Source organism: Marisediminitalea sp., assembly GCF_984433645.1.
In genome coordinates, this window is record NZ_CFIDRX010000006.1 from 1 (window position 1) to 23,738 (window position 23,738).

Genomic DNA, 23,738 nt, shown 5'->3' on the forward strand with positions numbered 1-23,738 from the left:
GGGTAGTGTTTGGCCAGCCAGGTTGTTAATAAAGAATCAGGGTTCTTTAATTGTGACTCCGATAAATCCTCGTTCACGTCTAAACTTGGCGCTGCATTCAAATGCAAGGTATCGCCCGGATGCCAATAGCTGGATATCTGCAGCATTGCAGGGCCGCTCAACCCCCGATGGGTAAATAAGGTAGCCTCTTTAAATGTGGTGTCGTTGCAGCTGGCGTAGGTATCTATAGCGATGCCGCTTAACTGAGCAAGCAGTGTTTTCTCCTGCTCGTGCAGGGTAAAAGGCACCAATCCGGCACGGGTGGGCAACACGTTTAAACCGAACTGTTCAGCAATTTGATAGCCGAATGGTGTTGCGCCCAGCTTGGGTAGACTCAGGCCGCCTGTTGCTATTACCAGCGACTCACACTGGTAATCACCTTGTGACGTGGCTAGCGCAAATCCCTCATCGGTTTTTGTTACGCCGCCAATTTCGCATCGCGTGGTAATGGTTACGCCAGATTTGCTGCATTCTTTCATCAGCATATCTACGATGTCCGACGCGGAGTTGTCGCAGAACAGCTGGCCTAAAGTCTTTTCGTGATAGGGAATGCCGTATTCGGCCACCAGTCCGATGAAGTCCCACTGGGTATAGCGGCTCAACGCAGACTTACAGAAATGCGGGTTTTCGCACAGATAGTTTTCGGCACTGGCGTACATGTTGGTGAAGTTACAGCGACCGCCGCCAGACATCAGAATTTTACGGCCAATCTTTTTGGCGTGATCCAGTACCAGTACCTTCCGGCCCCGTTTACCCGCCTCTGCCGCACAGAATAAGCCTGCTGCACCGGCGCCAATCACTACCACGTCGAACTGTTTCACTACACGCTCCTCTTTCAAGGAGCGTAGTATAAGTCAGTTCAGGTAAATTAGGTATGCCTCCGCTATCGGCTTGCTGCCTTAGCCACCACATCCAGACGCGCTTTCCATGGGTCGACAGCATGACTGCCCTCACCGGCCCGATTAAAGTCCATCATGTTAGACGTGGCCGGGTCAAACGCTTCCCAGGTTGCGAGCCCTTCGCCATTCGGGTTACCGGTTTTGGCGAAGTTTGCTACGTACTGATGGATCATAGCCGACGTCTCGGCGTCTTTTGGCGTTAACGCAGCGCCGTATTTCGCATCCACCGTTTTGAAGAAAAACGGAATATCCGATGCATGTGCCGCACCGGGTTCGTTACTCAGTGAGTCCGCCACATACCCGAATCGGTAATAGTAGGCTTGCTGGCCTGATTGGGTCATTTGTGTTGCAACAAATCTTGCCGGTTCCTGCATCATCCGATCCTGACCGGCCATGTAGCCCACTAGCTGCAGCGGTGCATCACCGGTTGGATCGTAAGCGGCTTCTGCGGCCTCAGCAAACTCGCCGTAAGAAGCAAACAAACTGGCTTTGTCAGGAAAAGCATTAAAACCAATATCCAAGCTGGTTGCACCAACCATGACATCAACGTCGGCTACCGTGTCATTCTCCAGTGCAGACTGAATGCTACCGGTGATTAGCTCACCGTCCTGCACCGGTCCGCCTACATAGGTAGTCTTGCCGCCTGCTGGCGGTGCAAACATGGTTGCCAGGTTATAACCGTCAACCACACTCTCACCACTTAACTCGCGCAGCGCTGCCAGTGCCTCAGCACCAGATGCACTGATCCCTTTGGCCTCGGCAAAGTTCTCACCAATTGCCTCAGCCGATTGCTCTCCCGCTTCTGCTTTACTGAGCACTCGGCGCTGGGTAAGCGAGCGACCGCCGCCCGACATAATAACGGCGCGTTGAAACAGCCCATTGGCCGGTGCGGTTTGCATCATGGTTAGAACAGAATCTCCACCAGCTGACTCACCGATAATTGTGACTTGCGACGGGTCACCGCCAAATGCAGCGATGTTGTTTTTTACCCAGTGCAGTGCGGTTACCTGGTCCATTACCGCAAAGTTAGCCGTCGGCTCATTGTTCGCTTTCGCTTCTTCAGTGAGTGCAGGGTGCGCAAAGAAGCCAAAACGTCCCAAACGGTAATTAAAGCTCACAAAAATGACGCCGCTCTCGGCGAAGTGTTCGCCATTGTAGACTGCAGGTGACGCGCCGCCATTCACATAACCGCCGCCGTAAAACCACACTAAGACCGGCGTATTTTCATTGGCATCAGCGGGTTTCCAAACGTTAACGTAGAGACAGTCTTCTGCGGGTGTTTTGCCTAATGGCGCGGCGTCGCTGGGAAACGGAAGCTGCATGCAGTCATTGCCATAGTCGTTGGCGTCCAGTACGCCTTCCCAGGGCTGCACAGCCTGAGGGGCCCGCCAACGCAAGTCACCAACCGGCGGCGCTGCAAACGGAATGCCTTTGAATGCGATAACGTTATTGTTTTTTACGCCTTGTACGACACCGCCCGTTACGGCTACCTGGGTGGGATCGGTGCTTTCGCCACACCCCGTTAGAGACAGTGCCATGACACACCCCAACACGAGTTTTCGCCCTGATACCTTAAGCTTCATACTGATTCCTTTTTTATGGCAACGTTTTTTATTTGTTATGTGAGTTAACTTTTTAAACTGACACAATTTTGCGCAAAACGGAATACACAAAACGCTTAAGATAAATTGCAATTTAGCGGCACGGCGCTAATCAGGTAGAGCGTTGCCTGTTTAAAGCAAGCACAGGAATTGGAAATGGTGAAACAGGAAGGGAATGCTAAGAAGACTGATGCCTTCTTAGCAACGGCAGACTATTACAGGTTTTTCAGCATGGTTTCGGCATCGCTCACTTCAAAGCGGCCTGGATCTTCTACGAAAATCTTAACAACTTCGCCATCTTCCACCAGCATAGAGTAACGAACAGAACGGGTACCACCAAAATCACTGGTGTTCATGTCCATGCCAATACTTTTGGTAAAGAACCCGTTGCCATCAGCCAGCATCATAATTTCTTCTGCGTTCGAGGCTTTACCCCAGGCATCCATTACGTAGGCGTCATTCACGCTCAGGCACACAATAGTGTCCACGCCTTTGGCTTTAATTTTATCGGCCAATGCAACGTAGCCAGGCAGATGAGCCTGTGAACAAGTTGGTGTAAATGCACCCGGAACGGCAAACACAACAACGCGTTTATCGCCAAAAATTTCGTTAGTGCGCGGATCGGTCATTTTGCCATCTTTGATATAGCCAAACGATACTTCAGGTAAGGTACTACCAACTTCTAACATGCTCGTCTCCCAAGTGTAAAAGTGTATAACGCGGCGCGTTCTTAACCGCTTTAGATTGTTTTAAATACTATAACAGCATAGTTAAACATTGATATATACATCAAATCGATGTTTTTTGCTGCTGATTGCCATGGAAGGTTTAGTTTGCGCCAAAAACGGCGCACTGTTCGGGCGCTTAACAACAACACGTTTTAAAGCAATAGCTTGCGCGGCAGGTAGTAACGCATCGGCATCAGCATCCGGGCCCAGCAAAGCCTGAAATACACGCATTTCTTTTTTTACCAAGGCGGACTTTTTCTTATGCGGAAACATGGGGTCCAGATAAACGGCATCCACGCTACCAGCCGGCTGAGTTTGCATGTAGTCGGCACTATTAGCGTGCACCAGACTAAAACGGGATGCTAATTCGGGCTCTTGCAGTGCCAGCCTGCGCAAACCATCCGCCAACAATGCATACACAACCGGTGAGCGCTCAACCATAGTAACCTGTGCACCCAGTGCTGCTAATACAAATGCATCGCGACCTAGCCCCGGCGTGGCATCCACAACCGACATATGGTTGCCTTGTTTTAATCCAATGGCTTTTGCGATGGGCTCTTTGTTGCCTCCGCCATGGGCCCGTCGGTACTGACTCTGGCCGGATAAAAAATCTACTTTCACGCCCTGACTTTTCGCGTCGCTGGCGTCGTTTAACACCAGGCAGTCGTCCACAATGTGCAACTGTAAAATTGCGTCGCTTTCCGCGGCTATTGCCAGGCCAGCTTGCTGTGCAATATCAAGCACAGCTTGTTGAGCGGCGGTGGGCGCAATTTGATTGTCGAAAATAACGGGCACCGAATCAGGCATGACCATATTGCTCCTTGTGACCAATCCAGCGGTTAATGATGGCCTGAGCATGGGATGGATACTCCTGCCAGAGCTTTACTGCAATATGCTGTACCTGTGGAATGAGCTGCGCGTCACGCACTAAGTCGGCAATTTTAAGTTCAGCCATACCGGTCTGGCGGGTGCCCATCAACTCGCCTGGCCCACGAATTTCTAAGTCTCGCTGAGCGATATAAAAACCGTCATTAGACTCGCGTAGCACCGCCAAACGCTTGGTCGCGGTTTTCGACAGCGGGCTTTGATACATCAGCACGCAGTGGCTCTCGACAGCGCCCCGCCCAACACGGCCGCGCAGCTGGTGTAGCTGGGCTAACCCGAGGCGTTCAGGGTTTTCGATGATCATAAGGCTGGCATTGGGCACGTCCACACCAACTTCAATTACCGTGGTGGCTACCAGCAAATCCAGTTCACCGGCTTTAAACGCATCCATTACCGCCAGTTTTTCAGCGGCTTTTAAACGGCCATGAACCAAACCCACATTTAAGTCGGGCAGGGCGGTTTTGAGTATTACAGCTGTGTCTTCCGCTGCCTGACACTGCAGCACTTCGGATTCGTCAATCAATGTACACACCCAATACGCCTGACGGCCCTGCTCGCCACAAGCTTCGCGCACCCGTTCAATTACATCACCACGTCGGGTATCGGGCAGAGCCACGGTTTTCACAGGCGTACGCCCCGGCGGTAATTCATCAATCACCGAGGTATCCAAATCAGCGTAGGCAGTCATAGCCAGTGTGCGGGGGATGGGGGTGGCGGTCATAATTAACTGATGCGGGAAGCGCCCTTGGGCTTCGCCTTTTTCACGCAGCGCCAGTCGCTGATGCACACCAAAACGGTGCTGTTCATCAACAATCACCAGCGCTAGTTGACTGTAAGTTACCTGCTCCTGAAAAATCGCATGGGTTCCCACCAGCATTTGAATGGTGCCATTAGCGAGGTTTTCCAGTACCTGCTCACGGGCCTTGCCTTTTAGCTTACCGGCCAGCCAGCCTACCTGAATCCCTAATGGCTCCAGCCACTGGCTGAAGTTGTTAGCATGTTGCTCTGCCAACAGCTCCGTAGGCGCCATCAACGCAACCTGATACCCCGCCCCAATTGCTGACAACGCAGCCAGCGCGGCTACCAGGGTTTTACCTGAGCCTACATCGCCCTGCACCAGACGCATCATTGGTCGTGGCTGCCGCATATCCTGCTGAATATCAGCGACCACGCGCTGCTGAGCGCCGGTAGGTGAAAAGGGCAAATTCCCCAGCAGCTTATCAATTAAACCGTTGTCTACCTCGATGGCGATACCCGGCTGCGCATCGCTTTGCTGCCTGATTTTCAGCACGCTTAAATGCTGAGCCAGCAGCTCTTCCAGAATTAAACGCATTTGCGCCGGATGCTTACCGTCTTCCAACTGCTCTACGGCTACGCTGGGTGGCGGACGATGAACCAGCTTTAACGCATCAGCCAGACTCACCTGCTGGCTGTACATGCCGTCGGGTAACAAGTCATTCAGTGCGCCTTTATCCAGCATGGCTAGCGCCTGTTCGGTAAGGTTGCGCAGGGTAAGTTGTTTAACACCTTCGGTGGTGGGATACACCGGAGTCAGGGTTTCTTCCAGTTCTTCGGTATCGGCCTCAATGAGTTTGAATTCGGGGTGCATCATTTCCAGCCCCCACTTACCCGTGCGAATCTCACCGAAACAACGCAGTTCATTGCCCGGAGTCATCATATTGCGTTGCAGTGTGCCGAAGTGAAAAAAGCGCAGGGTAATGGTGCCGGTGCCGTCACTGAGTTTCACCACCAGCATGCGCTTTTTACCGTACTGAATATCTGCCGACATCACCTCACCCAAAATGCTGACGTGGGTAAACGGCCGGCAGTCACCAATGGCGTAGATGCGCGTGCGATCTTCGTAGCGGGATGGCAAATGAAACAGCACATCCTGCACGGTGTTTAAGCCTATTTTCGCGAGTTTTTCTGCGACTTTTGCGCCCACGCCTTTAAGTTGTGTAATAGGTAGCGTGGCAAGCGACTCTTCCGCTCGCATAATAATGAATATTCCTTCCTGTATTTATACACAGCAGTGTAATTCAAGCCTTGGAGCATTGCGAGCCTGAATGCGCGGTTAAGCCACCCCATACAACGCCAAGCTACTCATCACCTCTTTATGGCAATCACCAGGGAGGAGATAAAACCTACTAAAGTACCCTTTCGATAACGCCGCAAACACCTATAGTTTTTAAAACGAATAAAAGAACATGTTGTTGTGCTCATGTACCAGATTTCACGATTCACACTAACAGCCTGTATTTGCCTGCTGCTATTGGCCTGTGTAACTACCGCCGAACAACCTACAGGCCCACTTGCCGGTAAAAAATCCATTGTATTGATGGGCAACAAAGGGGAACAGCTGGCCATCGGCACAGTTTTATTTACGCCGACTGATAACAGCGACAGGGTCAGTTACACCATCGATATCGACTACGCGCTTTTTACCGATTACTTTCTGTCGATGAAAGAAATGAAGTGTCTGGAAGGGCCAGAGCTATGGTGTCATCTGCGTTACCCTTACGAGCAACCCCGTACAGTGACCGCCACTGACCTAAGCTGGTTGTCACACGACTTGTTGTTTATGTTTAAAAAGAAAGGCGAATTCGGCGCAAACTTCTGGAATGGTATTTACTACGAATTCGACGTGCGCGATGACGCAATTTACGGCAAGGCACAGGCTGTTAACCTGAATCTGTTAGCAGCGCCACCGGATGATTTAGCTATCCCGCCATTTAATGCGTTTGAACGCAGCGAAACCGAGTCAGCCCCGCGATTCCTGCCATTTGTAGAAATTCGTTAGTACCGCCACGCAATTTATGGTCAACTGTGGTTTTCGTGTTGGCTTTTGAGAATTGGTATGTTTGTCCCCGCTCCCTTTGCATTTAAAGAGAAAACTGAACAGCTTGCGTTTATCGATGAATACGCCTTTGCCGTGCTGGTAAGCCAGAATCTGCAGGCGACGCATATTCCTTTGCTTGCTAGGCAAGACGGCGACGAGCTGGTTCTGGAAGGACACGTGGCACGTGGGAACCCGCATTGGAAAAAACTGGATAATACCGAATCGCTAGCGGTCTTTGCCGGGCCACACGCGTATATTTCGCCTGGCTGGTACGCAAGTTCGCCCAATGTTCCCACCTGGAACTATGTTGCTGTGCACGCCAAGGGGCAATTGAACGCACTGGACGATGCTGCCACCCTGGAGGTCGTTGACCGCATCATGGACAAGTTCGAGCCTGACATGGCACGTCCTGCATCTGGCAGTGCACAAGCCGACTACCAACAAAAATTACTCAAGGGTATTGTGGGCATTCAACTGCGCGTTACCTCTCTGGAAGGGGTCAGGAAGTTGGGTCAGCACAAGTCAGTTGCCGACAAAGCCGGCGTCTACAATGGCCTGGTCAATACCGGCAGACACGATGCCCTTGACCTGATTGATTACATGCAACGCCACCAGATTGCATGCCCGGAGGACTAGTCGGGCACGCTGGCCCGACTCGATAGCGATTATTTCGCCAGTACTTTTGCGACGTTTAAAATTAGCTCTGCCGAAGGGCGCACTTTAAAGTCCGGGTTTACATAGCTGAATTCCACCTGACCTTTCTGATTCACGATAAAGACACCAGGTGCTGGCAATACCGCTTTGCCGTCAGCGTCTTTAGCCAGATTAATGTTATTGGCGGCGTATCGCATCTGCGTGACCTTGTCGACGTGAAAGCCCAATCCAAACTCGCGAATAGCGTTCAGGTCGGTATCCGACAACTGCGTTACTTTCATTTCTGTTTTCAGTGCCTGCTTTTGCAGGTTTTCTGGTGTTTCCGGCGAGATAGCCAGAATTTGAAAACCGAGGTCGATAATATCCTGCTCAACGGTTTGCAGTTCAGCAAACTGGCGATTGCAATACGGGCACCAGCCACCGCGATAAAACAGGATCACCGTTGGCTTTTGCATCGTCAGTGCAGCCAGACTTACTGGTGAACCGTCGGCCAGCTTTACCGTAACATTGGGAATGGTCATGCCATTAAGTAATGGACGAACAGCGGATGCTTCTGGTGCAATCTCGCGCGGTTGTGCCATGGAAAGTGGTGCAACAAGAACACTTACAAACAGTGCTAATACTAAAATAGAACGCATAGGGTTTCTCACAGTCATTCAGGAATAAAAAAAGACCTGCTAAGCGGTCTTTTTCTTTCCTGTATTACTGCGTTTAGCGCAAAAAAACGGGATTTATGCGTTGAGTGACGCCAATGCGCGGGTAGATAACTGCATTTGCTGCCACCAACTGTCGTCAGCAGCGATTTGCCCCTGTTCGTCAATGGGCGGGTATGGGATGCCTTTGCGCTTACACACCTTAGTGAGAACCGGGTAGCCCCCCTCGAACAGCATACGCTGACACTCTTCCTCTGAAAGATGCTGCACATCATACATACCGGCTATCTGGCGCTGTCGTTGTGCTTCATACAGCACCAGTGCGGCTGCTACCGATACATTGAGCGACTGCACCATGCCTACCATGGGGATTACGATATCCTGATCGCACATAGCGATGGCTTCGTCAGTCACACCGTACTTCTCCTGCCCAAACAAAATAGCCGTGGGCTTGGTGTAATCGATGTCGCGAAAATCTACCGCTTTGTCGGATAAGTGAGTAACCAGCACCTGCATATTTTGTGCTTTAAGCGCACCAATGGCGTCGGTCACATTTTCATGTGTATCCACGTTTACCCATTGCTGACTGCCCATTGCTGTGCCGGAGCGCACGCGGTACTGGTTTTCCCACACCGCGTGTACCTTGTGAATACCAATGGCATCACAGGTGCGTACCACAGCCGACACGTTGTGCGGCTTGTGGACGTTCTCCAGACATACTGTCAAATCCGTCTGACGTTTGGCCAGCATCTCTCGAATACGCTGGTAACGTTCAGGGGTCATGACTTACTCCGGCAGTTCCATCACGCCGTCGATCTCGATCAGCGCGTCTTTGGGCAGCGCTTTAATACCAATCGCAGCACGAGCCGGGTAGGGCTTGGTAAAGTACTTCGCCATGATTTCATTCACGGTAGCAAAGTTACCCAGATCCAGTAAGTAAATATTTACTTTCACCAAATCGTTAGTAGTACCACCAGCCGCTTCACACACTGCTTTGATGTTTTCGAACACCTGAGTGGCTTGTTCTGCAAAATCATCAGATACCAGCTGCATGGTTTCCGGTACCAAAGGGATCTGACCCGACAAATACACTGTCGTGCCGGCTTTCACAGCCTGACTGTAAGTACCAATCGCTGCAGGCGCGTTATCGGTTTGAATGATTGACTTAGACATAATGAGTCCTGTGGGTAATAAAGTTATTGATGACGCGACTGGCTGTGTCGCGACACTTTTTGTACTTCGGGCATGGTGCGAATTTTACGCATGACATTGGCCAAATGCACCCGATTATAAGTGGTCAGCTCAATGTCCACGAAGTAAACATTGCTCTCTTTTTCTTCTGTTTGCAGGCCAATAATATTGGAATCGCAGGAGGCGATATTATTAGTCAGGTTCGCCAGCGTGCCCTGGTGATTATACAGTTCAATGCGCAGCGAGGCTTTAAATTCACCCTGTGGCTCTTCGTCCCATTGCATGCGCAATACGCGCTGCGGCTCTTCTTTCGCCAGCTTGCGAATATTCGGACAGCCGTTTTGGTGAATGGTCATGCCTTTACCCGGGCTCAGTACCGATACGATTTCGTCGTCCGGAATAGGATGACAACAACGGGCATACGTCACCAACAAGCCTTCGGTGCCGCGAATGGCCACATTGCCTTTCTTCTCGATATCTTCGCTTTCGCCCAGTAAACGGCGCGCAACAATGGCGCTAAGCTCGTTACCCAGCCCAATGTCTACCAGCAAATCATCAAACGTTTCATGTTTGGTTTCTGCCACCACGCGGTCAATGTCGGCCTGAGCAATGTCGTCCAGCTTCACCGCGCCCAATGCATGGCGCAACAAGCGGTTACCCATGTTAATGGCTTCCTGGGACTGTTGCTTTTTAAGGTACTGACGAATGCGGGTACGCGCTCGGGCACTCACCACAAAGTTCAGCCAGTTCGCATTCGGCTTCGCTTTGGGCGACGTAATAATTTCTACCGTCTGGCCATTTTCCAACGGCTTGCTCAGGCTGAAGTTGCGACGCTCAACCCGCACACCTACGCAGGTATTACCGATATCGGAGTGCACCGCATAGGCGAAGTCCACCGCCGTTGCGCCCGCCGGTAACTCAATGATTCTGCCATCCGGTGTGAATACGTAAATTTCATCCGGGAATAAATCGGTTTTTACGCTTTCAATAAATTCAAATGACGAGCTGGCGCTTTGCTGTAATTCCAGCAGCGACTGCATCCATTTGCGTGCGCGCAGCTGTGCAGTCGTGCCGTCGCCAGACTCTTTATACAGCCAGTGCGCTGCGACGCCTTTGTCGGCCATTTGGTCCATGGCTACGGTACGAATTTGTACTTCAACCGGAATACCGTGCGGACCCACTAACGACGTGTGCAATGACTGGTAACCGTTAGTGCGCGGTATCGCAATGTAATCTTTAAAACGGGTTTCAATTGGCTTGTACAACCCGTGCATCGCGCCCAGCGAGCGATAACAATCGTCTACTGAATGCACCACAATACGAAACGCGTAGATGTCCATGACTTCATTAAACATCTTTTCTTTGTTTTTCATTTTGCGGTAAATGGAATACAGGTGCTTTTCGCGCCCCAGTACGGTGGCGTCGATTTTGTATTCCGCTAAACGGGTAGACAATTCCTGACGAATATTTTCGATAATTTCTTTGCGATTGCCCCGGGCCTGTTTAACGGCAGACTTTAATGCGCGGTGGCGCATGGGGTACATCGCCTGAAAGCCGAGGTCTTCCAGTTCGTTTTTAATATCGTGAATACCCAGGCGGTGTGCGATAGGCGAGTAGATTTCCAGCGTTTCCAGTGCAATGCGGCGGCGCTTGTCCGGGCGTAAGGAACCCAGTGTACGCATGTTGTGCGTGCGGTCGGCCAGCTTGATCAGGATTACCCGAATATCCTGCACCATGGCCATCATCATCTTACGGAAGTTTTCAGCCTGGGCTTCTTGTTTGCTGCTAAACGCAATTTTGTCCAGCTTACTCACCCCTTCCACCAGATCTGCAACGGTATCGCCAAAGGCGTCCGCTAAATCTTCCTGGCTGTAATGGGTGTCTTCGATAACGTCGTGCAGCAGGGCAGCCATGAGGGTTTCATGGTCCATGTGCATATCGGCCAGAATACTGGCAACGGCGACCGGGTGCGTGATATAGGGATCGCCACTGGAGCGCATCTGCCCATCGTGCGCTTCGTGAGCCAATACAAACGAGTCCTGTACGAGTTTCACTCGTTCAGGCGGCAAGTATTCGGCGATTTTTTGCTTTAACCCTTCAAACAGATACACGTTTGTTACGCATTTCCAATAATATCAAGCGTTAAGAATACGGTGAAATGAGCTTCTTTCCAACGAAAAACGCCAGTGTTTCTTCAACAAGAATCACTGGCGCTGTCAAAAAGTGCTTCCAGAGGCCGATCTGGCTTACTGGTCAGACAGAATATTTGCTACTGAAGCAAACTCTACGTGGTCCTGACTTTGTTGGTCACGCAGCTCATCCTGTTCGATGGTTTCTGCTGTTACCAGACCTTCTTCGATTTCGCGCAATGCAGTAACGGTAGGTTTGTCGTTACTAACATCAACCATAGGCTCTTTGCCTTCTGTGGCGATTTGGCGAGCACGACGCGCAGCAACCAGCACCAGGTCAAAACGGTTACCAACTTTATCTACTGCATCTTCGACTGTAACGCGAGCCATGTATATCTCCGAACTGAACAATACTATTACTAAAAATGGCCGCGTAGTATACAACAACACGGCGTAAAAAGGGTAGTACTAAATTTGTGCTTAGGCCAATAACGCCTTGACCAGCGCATCGTGCCGTAGCTGCTGTTTATGCGTTCTGAGTCGCTGTGCCTGCACAATGTTGTTTAATTCGGCCAGCGTGGTATCAAAATCGTCGTTGATCAGCACGTAATCGAACTCATTATAGTGCGACATTTCAGACACCGCCTCCGCCATGCGTTTGGCAATCACACTCTCGTCATCCTGACCACGGCCTTCAAGGCGTTGGCGCAGCGTCTCAACAGACGGTGGCAAAATAAATACGCCGCAGGTGTCGGGCATCAGCTTTTTAACCTGGCGCGCGCCCTGCCAGTCGATATCCAGAAACACATCGATACCCTGATGCAGGGTTTCCTCAATGGTAATCCGCGAGGTGCCATAGTAATTACCGAACACTTCGGCGTACTCAAAAAACGCGTTTTGCGCAATCAACGCTTCAAATTCAGCGTGCGACACAAAATGATAGTGCTCACCATTCACTTCGCCCGGACGCGGCTTACGGGTAGTATGTGATACCGACACCTGCAGCGGATTCGCGCCCGTTGGCGGCGTTTTCGCCAGCAACGCTTTAATCAAGCTCGATTTGCCCGCACCCGACGGCGCCGCCAAAATAAACAAGTTGCCCAGTAATGTACTCATAACACCTAATATTTATCGCAAAGGGAAGTAAAACCCAGAGTGTAGCACAGCCCAACACAGTGATTCACAAGCTTTGTTACAAATTACCGTTTCACGCGGGTATTGTAGACAAAGTTGGCGATTGCTCACCTTCAGTCTAGATGATAGGTTTGCATAGCAATATTCCAGAATAATAATTCCGGCGTGAAAACAACAAAACCAAGGACATTGTTACAATGAGTCAGCCGCTACCTTTTGTCGACATTAATCCCGCTACTGAAGTAAAAGCGACCGTGATTTGGTTGCATGGCCTCGGAGACTCAGGCCATGGATTCGCGCCAATTGTACCTGAATTAAGACTGCCAGAGTCGCTTGCCATTCGCTTTGTATTTCCCCATGCACCGGAGCGCCCGGTTACCATTAACGGCGGCATGAAAATGCGTGCCTGGTATGACATTAAGTCCATGGATTTCGACAAACGCGCCGATTTAGGTGGAGTCAAAGAATCCGCCGCACTGGTTGAACAACTCATTGAGGATGAAATTGCCAAAGGCGTGCCCGCTAACCGCATTATTCTGGCAGGTTTTTCTCAGGGCGGCGTTATTGCCCTGCACCTGGGTACACGCTACAGCAAAACCCTGGCAGGCATTCTGGCGTTATCGACCTACATGTGCGAACCCGGCCTGTTGGCAGAAGAAGCGCACGACGCCAACAAACAAACGCCGATCCAGTTCGGACACGGCACCCACGATGACGTAGTGCCTGTCGCCATGGGGCAAGCCGCCTACCAAACACTGAAAGACGCGGGGTATCAAGCCAAATGGAAGACCTACGCCATGCAACACAATGTGTGTATGGACGAAATAAATGACATCAGCGCGTGGATTCAGGCACGCCTGACTTAGTCGTGCTCAGATAGAGGCAGATCAAGCTAATTTCGTCGCGCGTTCAGGCAATTTCAGTTACACTGTGATGATTGAAATAGTTTCTGAAATACAAGAATTTTCCCTATGGCGAATAACGCAGTGAAGCCTCAACGCACCATCAGAATTGCCACGCGTAAAAGCGCACTGGCAATGTGGCAAGCCGAGTACGTGCAAGCCCAGCTCTTGCACCATCACCCCCATGTTGATGTTGAATTAGTCCCCATGTCCACGCAGGGTGACCGCATTCTGGATACCCCTTTGGCAAAAATTGGCGGCAAAGGCCTGTTCATTAAAGAACTGGAAGTGGCCATGCTGGAAGGGCGTGCCGATATCGCCGTGCACTCCATGAAAGACGTACCGGTCGACTTTCCTGACGGCTTTGGTTTGCATGCCATTTGCCCACGCGAAAATCCCTTCGATGCGTTTGTGTCGAACCGCTACGACTCACTGCAAGCGCTACCTGAGGGCGCGGTAGTGGGCACCAGCAGCCTGCGTCGTCAATGCCAGTTAAGACACCACCGTCCGGATTTGGTCATCAAGGATTTACGCGGCAATGTGAATACCCGCCTGGCAAAACTCGACGCCAATGAATATGACGCCATTATTTTAGCCTGTGCCGGACTTATTCGTCTGGGCATGGAAGATCGCATCACGCAACCTATCGCACACACAGACTCGCTGCCCGCCGTTGGGCAAGGCGCAGTGGGCATCGAATGTCGCAATGACGATAGCGAGTTAATCGAATTACTTGCCGCCTTAAACCATGCAGACACCGCCAGTCGCGTTACCGCAGAACGTGCGATGAATGCGCGCCTGGAAGGCGGCTGTCAGGTACCTATCGGCAGCTACGCTACGCTTCAGGATGACACCATCCACCTTACCGGGCTGGTAGGCACCGCCGATGGCGCAACCATTTTGTACGCCAATGCCCAGGGACATCGCGACAATGCTGAGCAAATTGGTATTGAAGTAGCAGAGTCATTGCTGGCGCAGGGCGCGGGCGATATTCTGGCTGCACTTCACAACGACTAACGAGTCACTTGTCGTGTATTTAGTTACCCGACCTGAGCCAAAGCAGGCAGCAAGTGCAAACGCATTTGCCCAGGCCGGACTCAATGCGTCTGTTGTTGCCTTACAGCGTATACAGCATGATCCCCATGCTGCGGTGAACGTGACGGAGTGGGTAAACCAACACAGCGACGGCATATTGATCGTAACGAGCACCGCAGCGGTAGACGCATTACGTAGTGCAGGTGAACACACCAATATACAGCTTCCCGCATCCCTATACGTGGTCGCAGTAGGCAAAAGTACAGCAAAGGCACTTGGCGTATTTACCAACGCGGTGATAACGCCTGAACAGGAAAATTCAGACGGCGTATTGTCATTACCACGCTTGCGTGATTGCGCCGACCAGCGCATTTTGCTATTAAAAGGCAAGGGTGGTCGGACCCGTATTCAGGACGAGCTGTTATCTCGCGGTGCCCGGCTGACTATTTTTGATGTTTACGAACGTAAACCACTGGCAGCACCGGTGCTCAGTCAGCCAATTGACTGGGAAGCCATAAGCGGCATTGTTGCAACCAGTGGCGAACAGGCTCAGTGCCTGATTAACGAATATAAAGCGCAACCGTTAAGTCAGTTTCGATGGCTAACGGTAAGCGAAAGAATTGCAGAGCAATTGCGTCAGCAGGGCATACAACAGGTAGGTATCTGTCCGCAGGCCAACGACCCGTCGCTCATTGCATGGATAAAGGACAACTGGGAGTAACCTATGGCTGATAATCAGCAACCACAAGACAATGCCAAAGCCAGCATGCCTAAAACCATCGAGGCCAGGGCGTCCGGCAAGACCGAGCCAACGGCGAATGCCAAACCGGCCGGGAAAGCATCGTCGGGCAATGGGTTGTTGTGGTTTTTCGTGCTGCTTAACCTGATTTTGCTGGCAGCTGCGGCTTATGGTGGTTACTGGTTCATCAATGAACGTACCGTCACCCAAACCAAGCTGGACGCGCTGCAGACATCGGTCTCTCAAACCCTTACCGAACAGCGCAGCCGCGTTGCCGCTGACAGCAACATCATTAAAACAGACCTGACCAAACAGGAAGCCACCGACAAAGCCCTGGCAGAAAACCAGCAGGCCATGGAAGCCAAAGTCAATGAACTGGCCATGGCATTAGAGGCGGCGGAAGCGCAGTTGCAAGAAATGAACGGTCGCCGCCCAACAGACTGGTTAGTTGCAGAAGCCGACTACTTGGTACGTATGGCTGGCCGCAAGATGTGGCTGGAGCAGGACGTGCGCACAGCCATCATGTTACTGGGCAATGCCGACAAGCGCTTACAATCTTTGTCAGATTCTTCTGTGCTGCCAGTAAGAGCGCTGATTGCCCAGGACATTCAGGCACTGCAACAGGTTAATCCTACATCTCAAGTCTCGGTTGCGCTGGCATTGGACGGTATGTTCAAACAGATTAATAAATTGCCACTCGATGCGCCGGAAGAAAACTACTCGGCACCAGAGACAGCAGTAACCGACTCTGCCGCTGACTGGAAGCAAAACCTGCTTAATGTCTGGCATTCACTGGTCGACGATTTCATTAGCGTTGATTTTCGCGATGAACCCGTTGAGCCACTGATGACAGCCAAGCAAAAATGGCTGGCCCAGGAACAGCTGAAACTGGCGCTACAACAGGCGCAAGCCGCAGCGCTGGCCAGTGAACAAGCGCTCTTTGTGGCCTCCCTCGAACAGGCCATGGCTATCCTCAGCGATAACTTTTTAACCGACAGCCCGGAAGTTGCTGGTTTTGAGACCGCGCTGAACCATTTAAAAGCCACGGATATCAGTAAAGCCATTCCAACTGAACTGAGCTCACAAGCGGCGCTGGAAGCCCTGTTAGACAGCCGCGTAAAACGCGTGTTCGGTGAAGGAGTCAGCGCCTTATGAAAAAGCTGATATTCAAGCTGCTGTTCATTGTTGTCGTTCTGATTGCACTGATAGCCGCCCCGGCGATGGTAGACAATAAAGGCTACGTGCTGATTTCCATGGGCAACCTGGTTGTAGAAACCAGTGTGGTTGCCCTTGGCATTATGTTGCTGGGTGCCATTGTGATATGGATGCTGGCAAGCATGCTGTTTGGCAGAGTTATTCGCTTTACCCGTTTTTCGGGCAGCTGGTTTGGCGGTCGTGCAGAGCGCAAAAAACAGCGTGCGTTTTACCGCAGTATTCAGGCATTGGCAGAAGGTGAGTGGGATGCCGCCACCAAAGCCGCAGAGATCGCTGAGCAAGGCGAGTTTGAGGGAGTAAACTATCTGGTTTCCGCTCAGGCTGCTGTCGCCCGGGGCAGGCAGGACACTGCTACGCGCAAGCTTAACGAGGCCGCTGAGTACCCGTCGTCTGCGCTGGCAGCACGTGTGACGCTGGCCCGTATGGCACTGGCTGCGCATCAGCCCAAAGAGGCACTGGCCGAACTGGACAAACTGGACGACAAACAAAAAGCAACCCGCCCGGCTATTACGCTGCGAGTACAAGCCTTGGCTGAGAGCAACCAGTGGGCCACACTGGAAAGCGAGCTCGACGGCTACAAGAAGGTGCTTGGCGAGCAGTACACCGTGTGGTCCAAACAAATTGCTAAAGGCCGTTTGGCCGAAGTAGCCAGCAAACAAGGTGCTATCCAGTTAAAAACCTTCTGGGAGTCACTGCCGCGAAAACAGCGCAACGATGTGGGCTACCAGGCTGCCTATGCCGAACAATTGCTTGCTCAGGGTATGCATCAGGAAGCCCAGAGCGTATTACTTGGCTGGCAAAAACGCGGGCCGCAAGCCGCCTTTCTGCCATTGCTTAAACAACTGGCACTGCCTAATCCGGCCCCCACTATTCAGGCATTGGAGAAGTGGATTAAGGCCGATGAGGAAAACGCCGAGCTTTACCGTATTCTGGGTCAGGTAGCCTATCGCGCTAACGACCTGGCACTGGCCAATAAGGCACTACAGAAGGCCATGAAGCTTCAGCCTACACAGGAAGGCTTATTGTTGCTGGCGGAAATTAACGAAAAGGCTCGCGATCACGAATCAGCGCTGGCTTATTACAAGCAAAGCATTGCTCTGAAAAGCAAGTAATCCTGCTGTATAAGAAAGGGCGCTGTTTAGCGCCCTTTGTCTTAGGTTTTCTGTGCAAGGTGAGGCAAACCGTCAGGCAAAAACAAACCCCAAGCACTGATTCACCGCCACGGCAATCACGTAAGCCAATAAGCCGTAAGCCACATAAAGCCCCCACGCCAATTTGCTACTGCCACTTTCACCTTTCAGCATAGCCACGGTTGCCACGCACTGCAGCGCAACCACATAGAACAAAACCAGACCCAAACCCGCCTCTGGGGTTAGCCCTTCAGCTTGAACGCGCTCGGCCAGACCAGCGACGTCTTCATCCGCACCTTCCATACCGAACAAGGTACCCAACGCTCCCACAAACACTTCACGGGCCAGAAACGACATCAGAATCGCCACACCGTAACGCCAGTCCAGCCCCATGGGGGCAAAGACAGGTTCGATGTAATGACCAATCTGACCTAACCAGGAGTCTTCAAGAGACGCGTTCAACGGGAAATAGCCCAATACCCAAATACCCACCGACACCACAAAAATAATCGGTCCGGCGCGGCGAATAAATTGCAATCCACTGTTTAACACGCGTTGAAACAGCGGCTTCCAGTGCGGAAGCCGATAGCTGGGTAACTCCAGAATAAACGGCATATCGGTCTTTTCCAGATCGCGCGGTAAGAAGCGATTTAACACCTGACTGATCACTAACGCCATGATGATCCCAAAGAAGTACAGCCCGAAAAATGCTGCGCCTTGTAGATTAAACACGCCCATAAACGTGCCATCGGCAGGGACGAGTACCGCAATCAGCAGCGCATACACGGGTAAGCGCGCTGAGCAGGACATCAGAGGGATCGTGAGCATGGTGATCAGGCGCTTGTGGGGCGACTCGATAGTTCGCGCCGCCATAATGGCTGGAATAGCACAGGCATGACCCGACAGATACGGAATAAAACTGCGGCCTGATAACCCAAAGAAGCTCAGAGGACGGTGGCACATTAATGCTGCGCGCGCCAAATATCCCGAATCTTCCAGTAGCCCGATAATGAGCGTTAGCACCATAATTTGCGGCACAAACACCAGAAACGATCCGACTCCACCAAACAGGGCGTCATTCACAAAATCGTGGAAAATCCCTGTCTGGGTCAGGCTACCAACACCACTGGCAGCTTGTTCAATAAAGCCTTCGACCCCGTCCATTAAAGGCGCAGCGAGGGTAAAAATACTCTGGAACAGCACGAACATGACGGCGATAAAAATCAGCCCGCCAGTCCAGTTATTCAACATAAAGCTGTCGATGCGGTTCTGGTTCTTCAGCACTATGTCATGCTGAATACCAAACTCACTGGCCAGCGCCTGACTGCGTGCGGCAACATCGGAATAGTCCAAAGCAGGTTGTTGCTTGTTGTCATGCACGTTCGGCCAGTCGGCCATAGACAACAGCGCGTGTTTAAATTCGTGTAAGCCGTCCAGTGAACGGGCCGACAACGGCATAACCGGGCTACCCAATGCGTTCGACAGCCCTTCAGAATCAATTTTTTCACCGACGCGTTTTACTTCATCTATAAAATTCAGCGCAAACATCACAGGCTTGCCCTGCGCGGCTGCCAACTGTTTTACCTGTAAGCCCAGGATCAGGCTTTGTGCTAATCGCGTCGCGTCCAGTACCACCAGCACAACGCGGGTATCTTCATCGGCCAGCGAGCGTTTTATTTCCTCAACGGCTATGACTTCATCGCGCGTCAGGCCATTCAATGAATAGGCGCCGGGTAAATCCACCAGCTCGAACTTGTCGAACTTACCTCGCGTGACCTCCACGGTAATCCCCGGGTAATTCGCGACCTTTTGTCGTAATCCGGTAAGTTGGTTGAACAACAAGCTTTTACCACAGTTGGGTTTGCCGACCATTAATATGCGTTGCATAACGACTACTGTTCCTGAATGTGCGGGTTAAGGCTGAAGAGAAATATGAATGCGGCTAGCCAGATCCTGTTCTATAGCGAACACACTGCCACTGAGCTGCAGGACCATTGGGCCACCTAGCGGGCCGCGACGCACACACTGCACGATGCGCCCGTCAGCAAGACCCATTTCTGCAAGTCTCGCAGTGATTTGCTCACCTAAACCGGTATCAATTCGGGTAACCACCGCCGACTGTGATTTACCCAACCCCCAGAGCGTCAGTGTCTGATTTGCATTGTGCTGGTTCAATACATTTGTCACTTATGGTTTTTAACAGGGGGAGTAGTGTACGACACACGGCTGAGCTTATCAGTAAAGTGGTCTTATTTTTTGCGGCGTTGTGCTTATTTGCGTGATTTTAGACAAGCGTTGATACAACACAGCCTACCGGGACACCTGCAATTAAGCAGAAGCCTGCAGGTTGTTCGCTGCAGGCACGCTGATTTTGTAGTTAACTATTAGATTCGGCGGGGAATACGGCAGGCGACTCGTTTGCGTTGAACGCAACCTGGACGTTATCTCCGGGTTTGAACACTACTTCGTGGTTGGCGCGCAACTTAATACTCTCGCCAGAATGCAGGGTAATGCCAAACAACCGCGTTTCGCCTTCATACCGGCTGTAATCAACTGTGCCATTCGGCTTGTCACCTGACTCAACAAACAACACATCGTCGGGCCTGACCAGGATCTGCACTTCACCGTCTGACAAAGACTCCGCACGCTTGTTGATAACACCAAGCGCAGAGTTGATACCGTCGGGCTGAACCTGACCGCGCAAGAAGGTCGCTTCACCCAGAAAGCGCGCTACAAACGGGTTGCTGGGCGCGCTGAAACAGCGTTCAGGGGTATCGAGCTGTTGCAAAATGCCGTCTTTCAATACGCCAACCCGGTCGCCCACCGACAAAGCTTCACTTTGGTCATGGGTTACCCAGATTGCAGGCACCTTTGCCCGCTTTAACGCATCGCGAATATCCCAGCGCAAACTGTCTTTTAACGCCGCGTCCAAATTTGACAGGGGTTCATCCAGCAACACCACCGACGGTTGGTGCGCCAGTGTTCTTGCCAGCGCAACACGCTGCTTTTGACCACCCGACAAGTTGCCGGGTTTAACGTGGCGTTTGTCGTTCAGGCCCAGTAATTCAAGCCACTGATCCGCCAGGGTGCTGTCTTTTACCCTGAAACACACATTCTGTTCTACTGTCAGGTGCGGAAACAAAGCAAAGTCCTGAAACACCATACCCAGATTGCGCTTTTCTGGCGGAATGTGCTTTTGAGGGGTACTGCGCCAATTTGTGAATGCAACTTCACCTGCGCTTTGCGGGACCAAACCCGCAACACACTGCAATATAGTGGTTTTACCGCAGCCAGTCGGACCGACTAACATCAGGATCTCATCGCTGCTGAGCGTAAAGCTGATGTCGTTAATTATGCGCTTGTCGCCATAGTGGACCGAGAGGTTATTCACTTGCAGCATTGCGGTTACTTTTCCTTATCTCCAACGATGTCGGCATGACGTTCGCCAGACAACATGATAATCAAGCCCAGGCCGGACAGCAAAATTAATAGAAGTCCGGGTACGGCTGCTCTGCCAAAATAGCCTGCTTCATATACACGCCACAAATAGGTAGCCAGTGTTTCAAAACCGGTCGGCCCTAGCATCAGGGTGGCGGGCAATTCGCGCATGGCTTCCAGAAAGACCAACGCAGCCCCGGCCACGATGCCTCGGGTGGTCAGCGGAACGCTAACACGCCAAAACGCCTCAAAGTTACTGGCACCCAGCACTTTTGCCGCTTTGGTTAAGCTGCCATCGAGGCTTTCTGCCGTTGCCCGAACTGTACCCACCGCCAGTGGCAGGAAACGCAGTACATAAGCGAGCACCAGTAAGCCCAGACTTTGGTATAAAAACGGGAGCTTCAATCCCAGGTAAACTAACGCCGTGCCCATGACGATGCCTGGCACACCAAAGCCTAAAAAGGTAACACGCTCCATGATTCGCCCGGCTCGCCCGGCAAGTGCCGCATAAGCAACAGGAAGCGCCAGCACCACAGCAGCAATGGCCGCCAGCATAGAAGCGTAGGCAGAGTTCCACGCAAAGGACAAGTCGAAACCAGAGACACCTTCGCGAAGCAGCCACACAACAAAGATGCCTAGTGGTAACACAATGGACAGCAGAATAACCGGCAGGAAAAGCACGAGTACAGCACCGACGGTTGTTTTGCTAAGCCATATCGAGAGGGGTTTGCCCGGCCGCTCTTTGTGCGCTTTTACCCGTGCTTCCAGAAACAAGACCAGTCCCACCAACACCATAAGCTGTAAAGACAACATTGCCGCCTGACTTAAGCCAAACGCGTTGTATTCCACAAAGATAACCCGGGTAAAGGTATCGAAGCCCATGATGGCCGGCGTACCAAAATCAGATAGAGCATACAGCACAGCAAGCAGGGCACCTGCAGCAATGCTGTTAACGACCCTCGGCAACACCAGACGCCAAAGGCAGGTCATTACCGGCAAGCCAAGGGTGCGCGCCGCATTGATCATGCTTGTATCTACGCTAAGCAAGGCCGAGCGTGTTGTCATGAGAACAAAAGGGTAGGTGTACAGAGACATAACCAGCGCAGCACCGGTAAGCCCTTCCAGGGCCGGAAATGACACCCCGAACAAGGTTTCAAGTTCACCGCCCTGACCAAATGAAAAGTACATCGTAAACGCACCGAGATAACTGGGTAACGCCAGCGGAGCCGAGAACAACACCAGCCAGAAACGCTTGAATGGCACATTCACGAAAGCCAGTAAAACGGCTAGCGGCACACCGATGAGCACAGCGCCCATACCGGTGAGCACCATTAACAACAGCGTGTTAATTAATACCTGAATATTGTGACTGTCAAACCAGGGCCCGCCATCGGCAGCAAGCTCTACCAGCACTGCAAAAGGTAACAGTGCAAATACGGCAATTAACAGAGCAATGGGATACGATGCGGGCAGTTTTCTCACAACAACCCAATACTGCGCATCATGTTGATGGTAGGCCGTAAGTCAGCCAGCTTTCTGAGATCGAGTTCCGGCGGATTTAACGTAGACAAATCCTGTAATCCCGGTGGCGATGCTACGTCACTGACCAGCGGAATCTCATATGCTTCGCTTGCCAGGTACGACTGTACTTCCTTCGTTAGCAGGTACCGGATAAAGTTGACCGGCAACTCACCGTCACTCAGTGCCACTATACCCGAGGCATTCACCAGACAACCCGCATCGTTATTGGTGTAGGCTAGCGATACTGAGGCATCTGGCTTACCGGCTTTCAAACGCAGCGTGTAGTAATGATTCGCAAAGCCAATATCCACTTCGCCGCGTTCAACGCCCATGACCACACCCAGTTCACCTGCGTATTTCTTGGCTTTGCCGTTAATCGCTTTCAACCAGTCTTTGGTTACCTTGTCGCCTTCGAGTAAACGCATTGCAGTAACAAAAGACTGGAACGACGCATAAGCCGGTGCCCAGCCAATTTTCACATCACTGTCTGCCAGTGCGAGTATACTGTCTGGGATCTCAGCAGCGGTCAGCCTGTCGGTATTGTAAGGCAAGGTGCGGATACGACCAGTTACCGGCGACCATAAGGGATACTGAAATCCCGGGCTGAGTTGCTGGATCAGATCCTGAGGAAGTGGCTTAGCCAGCCCGGCGTCGGTTACGACACCAATAGAACCAGTATCCACCGCCCAGAATAAATCCGCGCGCTTTACACCTGCTTTAGCTTCAGCAATCAGTGTATTTGCCAGCGCTGCTGTTGCGCCACGACGAATATTCAGCTTAAAACCCGGATTGCGGTCCTGAATGGCCTGCAACACATTTTCGTACAAACCGCCTTCGCCACGCCCTAAATACAGCGTGAGTTCGCCGGTTAATTTTGGTAATTGATCAACAGAGATTGAATTGGCAGCGTTTGCGATTCGCGCAAACCCACTTAAACCAAAACCGCTACCGATAATACCGGTAGCGGCCATACCACGTATAAACGCTCTACGCTGCATGCGAGTCC

Annotated in this window: 23 protein-coding genes; 7 read left to right on the forward strand and 16 right to left on the reverse strand. The window is 51.7% G+C overall.

The features are described 5' to 3' along the window. From AC4MRN_RS01710 to recG, 5 genes are all read right to left on the reverse strand, one after another. On the reverse strand, positions 1-860 hold an 860-nt coding region (locus AC4MRN_RS01710; protein WP_491202322.1), incomplete at its 3' end, for a BaiN/RdsA family NAD(P)/FAD-dependent oxidoreductase. A 62-nt stretch (positions 861-922) separates the two neighbouring features. Continuing rightward, positions 923-2,521, reverse strand: coding sequence for a carboxylesterase/lipase family protein (locus AC4MRN_RS01715; RefSeq protein WP_491202323.1), 1,599 nt, complete (start codon positions 2,519-2,521; stop codon positions 923-925). A gap of 233 nt (positions 2,522-2,754) precedes the next feature. Beyond that, complete coding sequence (locus AC4MRN_RS01720) at positions 2,755-3,228, reverse strand: peroxiredoxin (RefSeq protein WP_073324167.1); 474 nt, start codon at positions 3,226-3,228, stop codon at positions 2,755-2,757. Positions 3,229-3,309: 81 nt separating this feature from the next. Further along, complete coding sequence (locus tag AC4MRN_RS01725; protein WP_491202324.1) at positions 3,310-4,074, reverse strand: class I SAM-dependent methyltransferase; 765 nt, start codon at positions 4,072-4,074, stop codon at positions 3,310-3,312. After that, positions 4,067-6,148, reverse strand: coding sequence for an ATP-dependent DNA helicase RecG (gene recG / locus AC4MRN_RS01730; RefSeq protein ID WP_491202325.1), 2,082 nt, complete (start codon positions 6,146-6,148; stop codon positions 4,067-4,069). Before recG ends, AC4MRN_RS01725 begins: the two co-directional genes overlap by 8 nt. A 225-nt stretch (positions 6,149-6,373) precedes the next feature. Here recG and AC4MRN_RS01735 point away from each other — a divergent pair, with 225 nt between their 5' ends. Beyond that, positions 6,374-6,952 (forward strand): hypothetical protein, encoded by a 579-nt coding sequence (locus tag AC4MRN_RS01735; protein WP_491202326.1) that lies wholly within the window; start codon positions 6,374-6,376, stop codon positions 6,950-6,952. 57 nt (positions 6,953-7,009) lie between these two features. Then, complete coding sequence (locus tag AC4MRN_RS01740; RefSeq protein WP_491202327.1) at positions 7,010-7,627, forward strand: FMN-binding negative transcriptional regulator; 618 nt, start codon at positions 7,010-7,012, stop codon at positions 7,625-7,627. A gap of 29 nt (positions 7,628-7,656) precedes the next feature. On the opposite strand, the gene AC4MRN_RS01745 is transcribed toward AC4MRN_RS01740, so the two are convergent. The 6 genes from AC4MRN_RS01745 to gmk all read right to left on the reverse strand — a co-directional run bounded on the left by AC4MRN_RS01745 (position 7,657) and on the right by gmk (position 12,734). Further along, complete coding sequence (locus AC4MRN_RS01745; RefSeq protein ID WP_155013355.1) at positions 7,657-8,283, reverse strand: peroxiredoxin-like family protein; 627 nt, start codon at positions 8,281-8,283, stop codon at positions 7,657-7,659. A gap of 93 nt (positions 8,284-8,376) precedes the next feature. Continuing rightward, entirely contained in the window at positions 8,377-9,081 is a 705-nt protein-coding gene (trmH, locus tag AC4MRN_RS01750; protein WP_255053070.1) for a tRNA (guanosine(18)-2'-O)-methyltransferase TrmH, read from the reverse strand. 3 nt (positions 9,082-9,084) lie between these two features. Beyond that, on the reverse strand, positions 9,085-9,471 hold the full coding sequence (locus AC4MRN_RS01755) for a RidA family protein (protein ID WP_073324161.1): 387 nt from the start codon (positions 9,469-9,471) through the stop codon (positions 9,085-9,087). A 23-nt stretch (positions 9,472-9,494) separates the two neighbouring features. Continuing rightward, positions 9,495-11,600, reverse strand: a complete 2,106-nt coding sequence (gene spoT / locus AC4MRN_RS01760; RefSeq protein WP_370239977.1) for a bifunctional GTP diphosphokinase/guanosine-3',5'-bis pyrophosphate 3'-pyrophosphohydrolase — start codon at positions 11,598-11,600, stop codon at positions 9,495-9,497. Between the two features lie 135 nt (positions 11,601-11,735). Continuing rightward, a complete protein-coding gene (gene rpoZ, locus AC4MRN_RS01765; RefSeq protein ID WP_073324159.1) occupies positions 11,736-12,008 on the reverse strand; it encodes a DNA-directed RNA polymerase subunit omega in 273 nt (90 codons plus the stop codon). A gap of 90 nt (positions 12,009-12,098) precedes the next feature. Then, positions 12,099-12,734: a guanylate kinase gene (gene gmk, locus AC4MRN_RS01770; RefSeq protein ID WP_073324158.1), complete on the reverse strand. Its 636-nt coding sequence runs from the start codon at positions 12,732-12,734 to the stop codon at positions 12,099-12,101. 215 nt (positions 12,735-12,949) lie between these two features. Here gmk and AC4MRN_RS01775 point away from each other — a divergent pair, with 215 nt between their 5' ends. The 5 genes from AC4MRN_RS01775 (at position 12,950) to AC4MRN_RS01795 (ending at position 17,755) form a co-directional block, all read left to right on the forward strand. Beyond that, positions 12,950-13,618: an alpha/beta hydrolase gene (locus AC4MRN_RS01775; RefSeq protein WP_491202328.1), complete on the forward strand. Its 669-nt coding sequence runs from the start codon at positions 12,950-12,952 to the stop codon at positions 13,616-13,618. A 105-nt stretch (positions 13,619-13,723) separates the two neighbouring features. Then, complete coding sequence (hemC, locus tag AC4MRN_RS01780) at positions 13,724-14,671, forward strand: hydroxymethylbilane synthase (RefSeq protein WP_155013350.1); 948 nt, start codon at positions 13,724-13,726, stop codon at positions 14,669-14,671. 13 nt (positions 14,672-14,684) lie between these two features. Next, positions 14,685-15,410, forward strand: a complete 726-nt coding sequence (locus AC4MRN_RS01785) for a uroporphyrinogen-III synthase (protein WP_491202329.1) — start codon at positions 14,685-14,687, stop codon at positions 15,408-15,410. Between the two features lie 3 nt (positions 15,411-15,413). Next, a complete protein-coding gene (locus tag AC4MRN_RS01790; protein ID WP_491202330.1) occupies positions 15,414-16,583 on the forward strand; it encodes a uroporphyrinogen-III C-methyltransferase in 1,170 nt (389 codons plus the stop codon). Continuing rightward, a complete protein-coding gene (locus AC4MRN_RS01795; RefSeq protein ID WP_491202331.1) occupies positions 16,580-17,755 on the forward strand; it encodes a heme biosynthesis HemY N-terminal domain-containing protein in 1,176 nt (391 codons plus the stop codon). Before AC4MRN_RS01790 ends, AC4MRN_RS01795 begins: the two co-directional genes overlap by 4 nt. Before the next feature lie 72 nt (positions 17,756-17,827). Here the strand turns inward: AC4MRN_RS01795 and feoB are convergent, their stop codons facing one another. The 5 genes from feoB to AC4MRN_RS01820 all read right to left on the reverse strand — a co-directional run bounded on the left by feoB (position 17,828) and on the right by AC4MRN_RS01820 (position 23,730). After that, a complete protein-coding gene (gene feoB, locus AC4MRN_RS01800) occupies positions 17,828-19,660 on the reverse strand; it encodes a ferrous iron transporter B (protein ID WP_491202332.1) in 1,833 nt (610 codons plus the stop codon). Between the two features lie 27 nt (positions 19,661-19,687). Further along, positions 19,688-19,960, reverse strand: coding sequence for a FeoA family protein (locus AC4MRN_RS01805; protein ID WP_084526615.1), 273 nt, complete (start codon positions 19,958-19,960; stop codon positions 19,688-19,690). Between the two features lie 190 nt (positions 19,961-20,150). Then, on the reverse strand, positions 20,151-21,173 hold the full coding sequence (locus tag AC4MRN_RS01810; protein WP_491202333.1) for an ABC transporter ATP-binding protein: 1,023 nt from the start codon (positions 21,171-21,173) through the stop codon (positions 20,151-20,153). A 5-nt stretch (positions 21,174-21,178) separates the two neighbouring features. After that, the gene (locus AC4MRN_RS01815; RefSeq protein WP_491202334.1) at positions 21,179-22,693 is read right to left on the reverse strand and encodes an ABC transporter permease; all 1,515 of its coding nucleotides are present in this window, start codon (positions 22,691-22,693) and stop codon (positions 21,179-21,181) included. Next, positions 22,690-23,730 carry an extracellular solute-binding protein gene (locus AC4MRN_RS01820; RefSeq protein WP_487966784.1) on the reverse strand — a complete coding sequence of 347 codons (1,041 nt, stop codon included), beginning with the start codon at positions 23,728-23,730 and terminating at the stop codon, positions 22,690-22,692. The genes AC4MRN_RS01815 and AC4MRN_RS01820 overlap by 4 nt, the downstream gene beginning before the upstream one ends. Between the last annotated feature and the right edge of the window lie 8 nt (positions 23,731-23,738).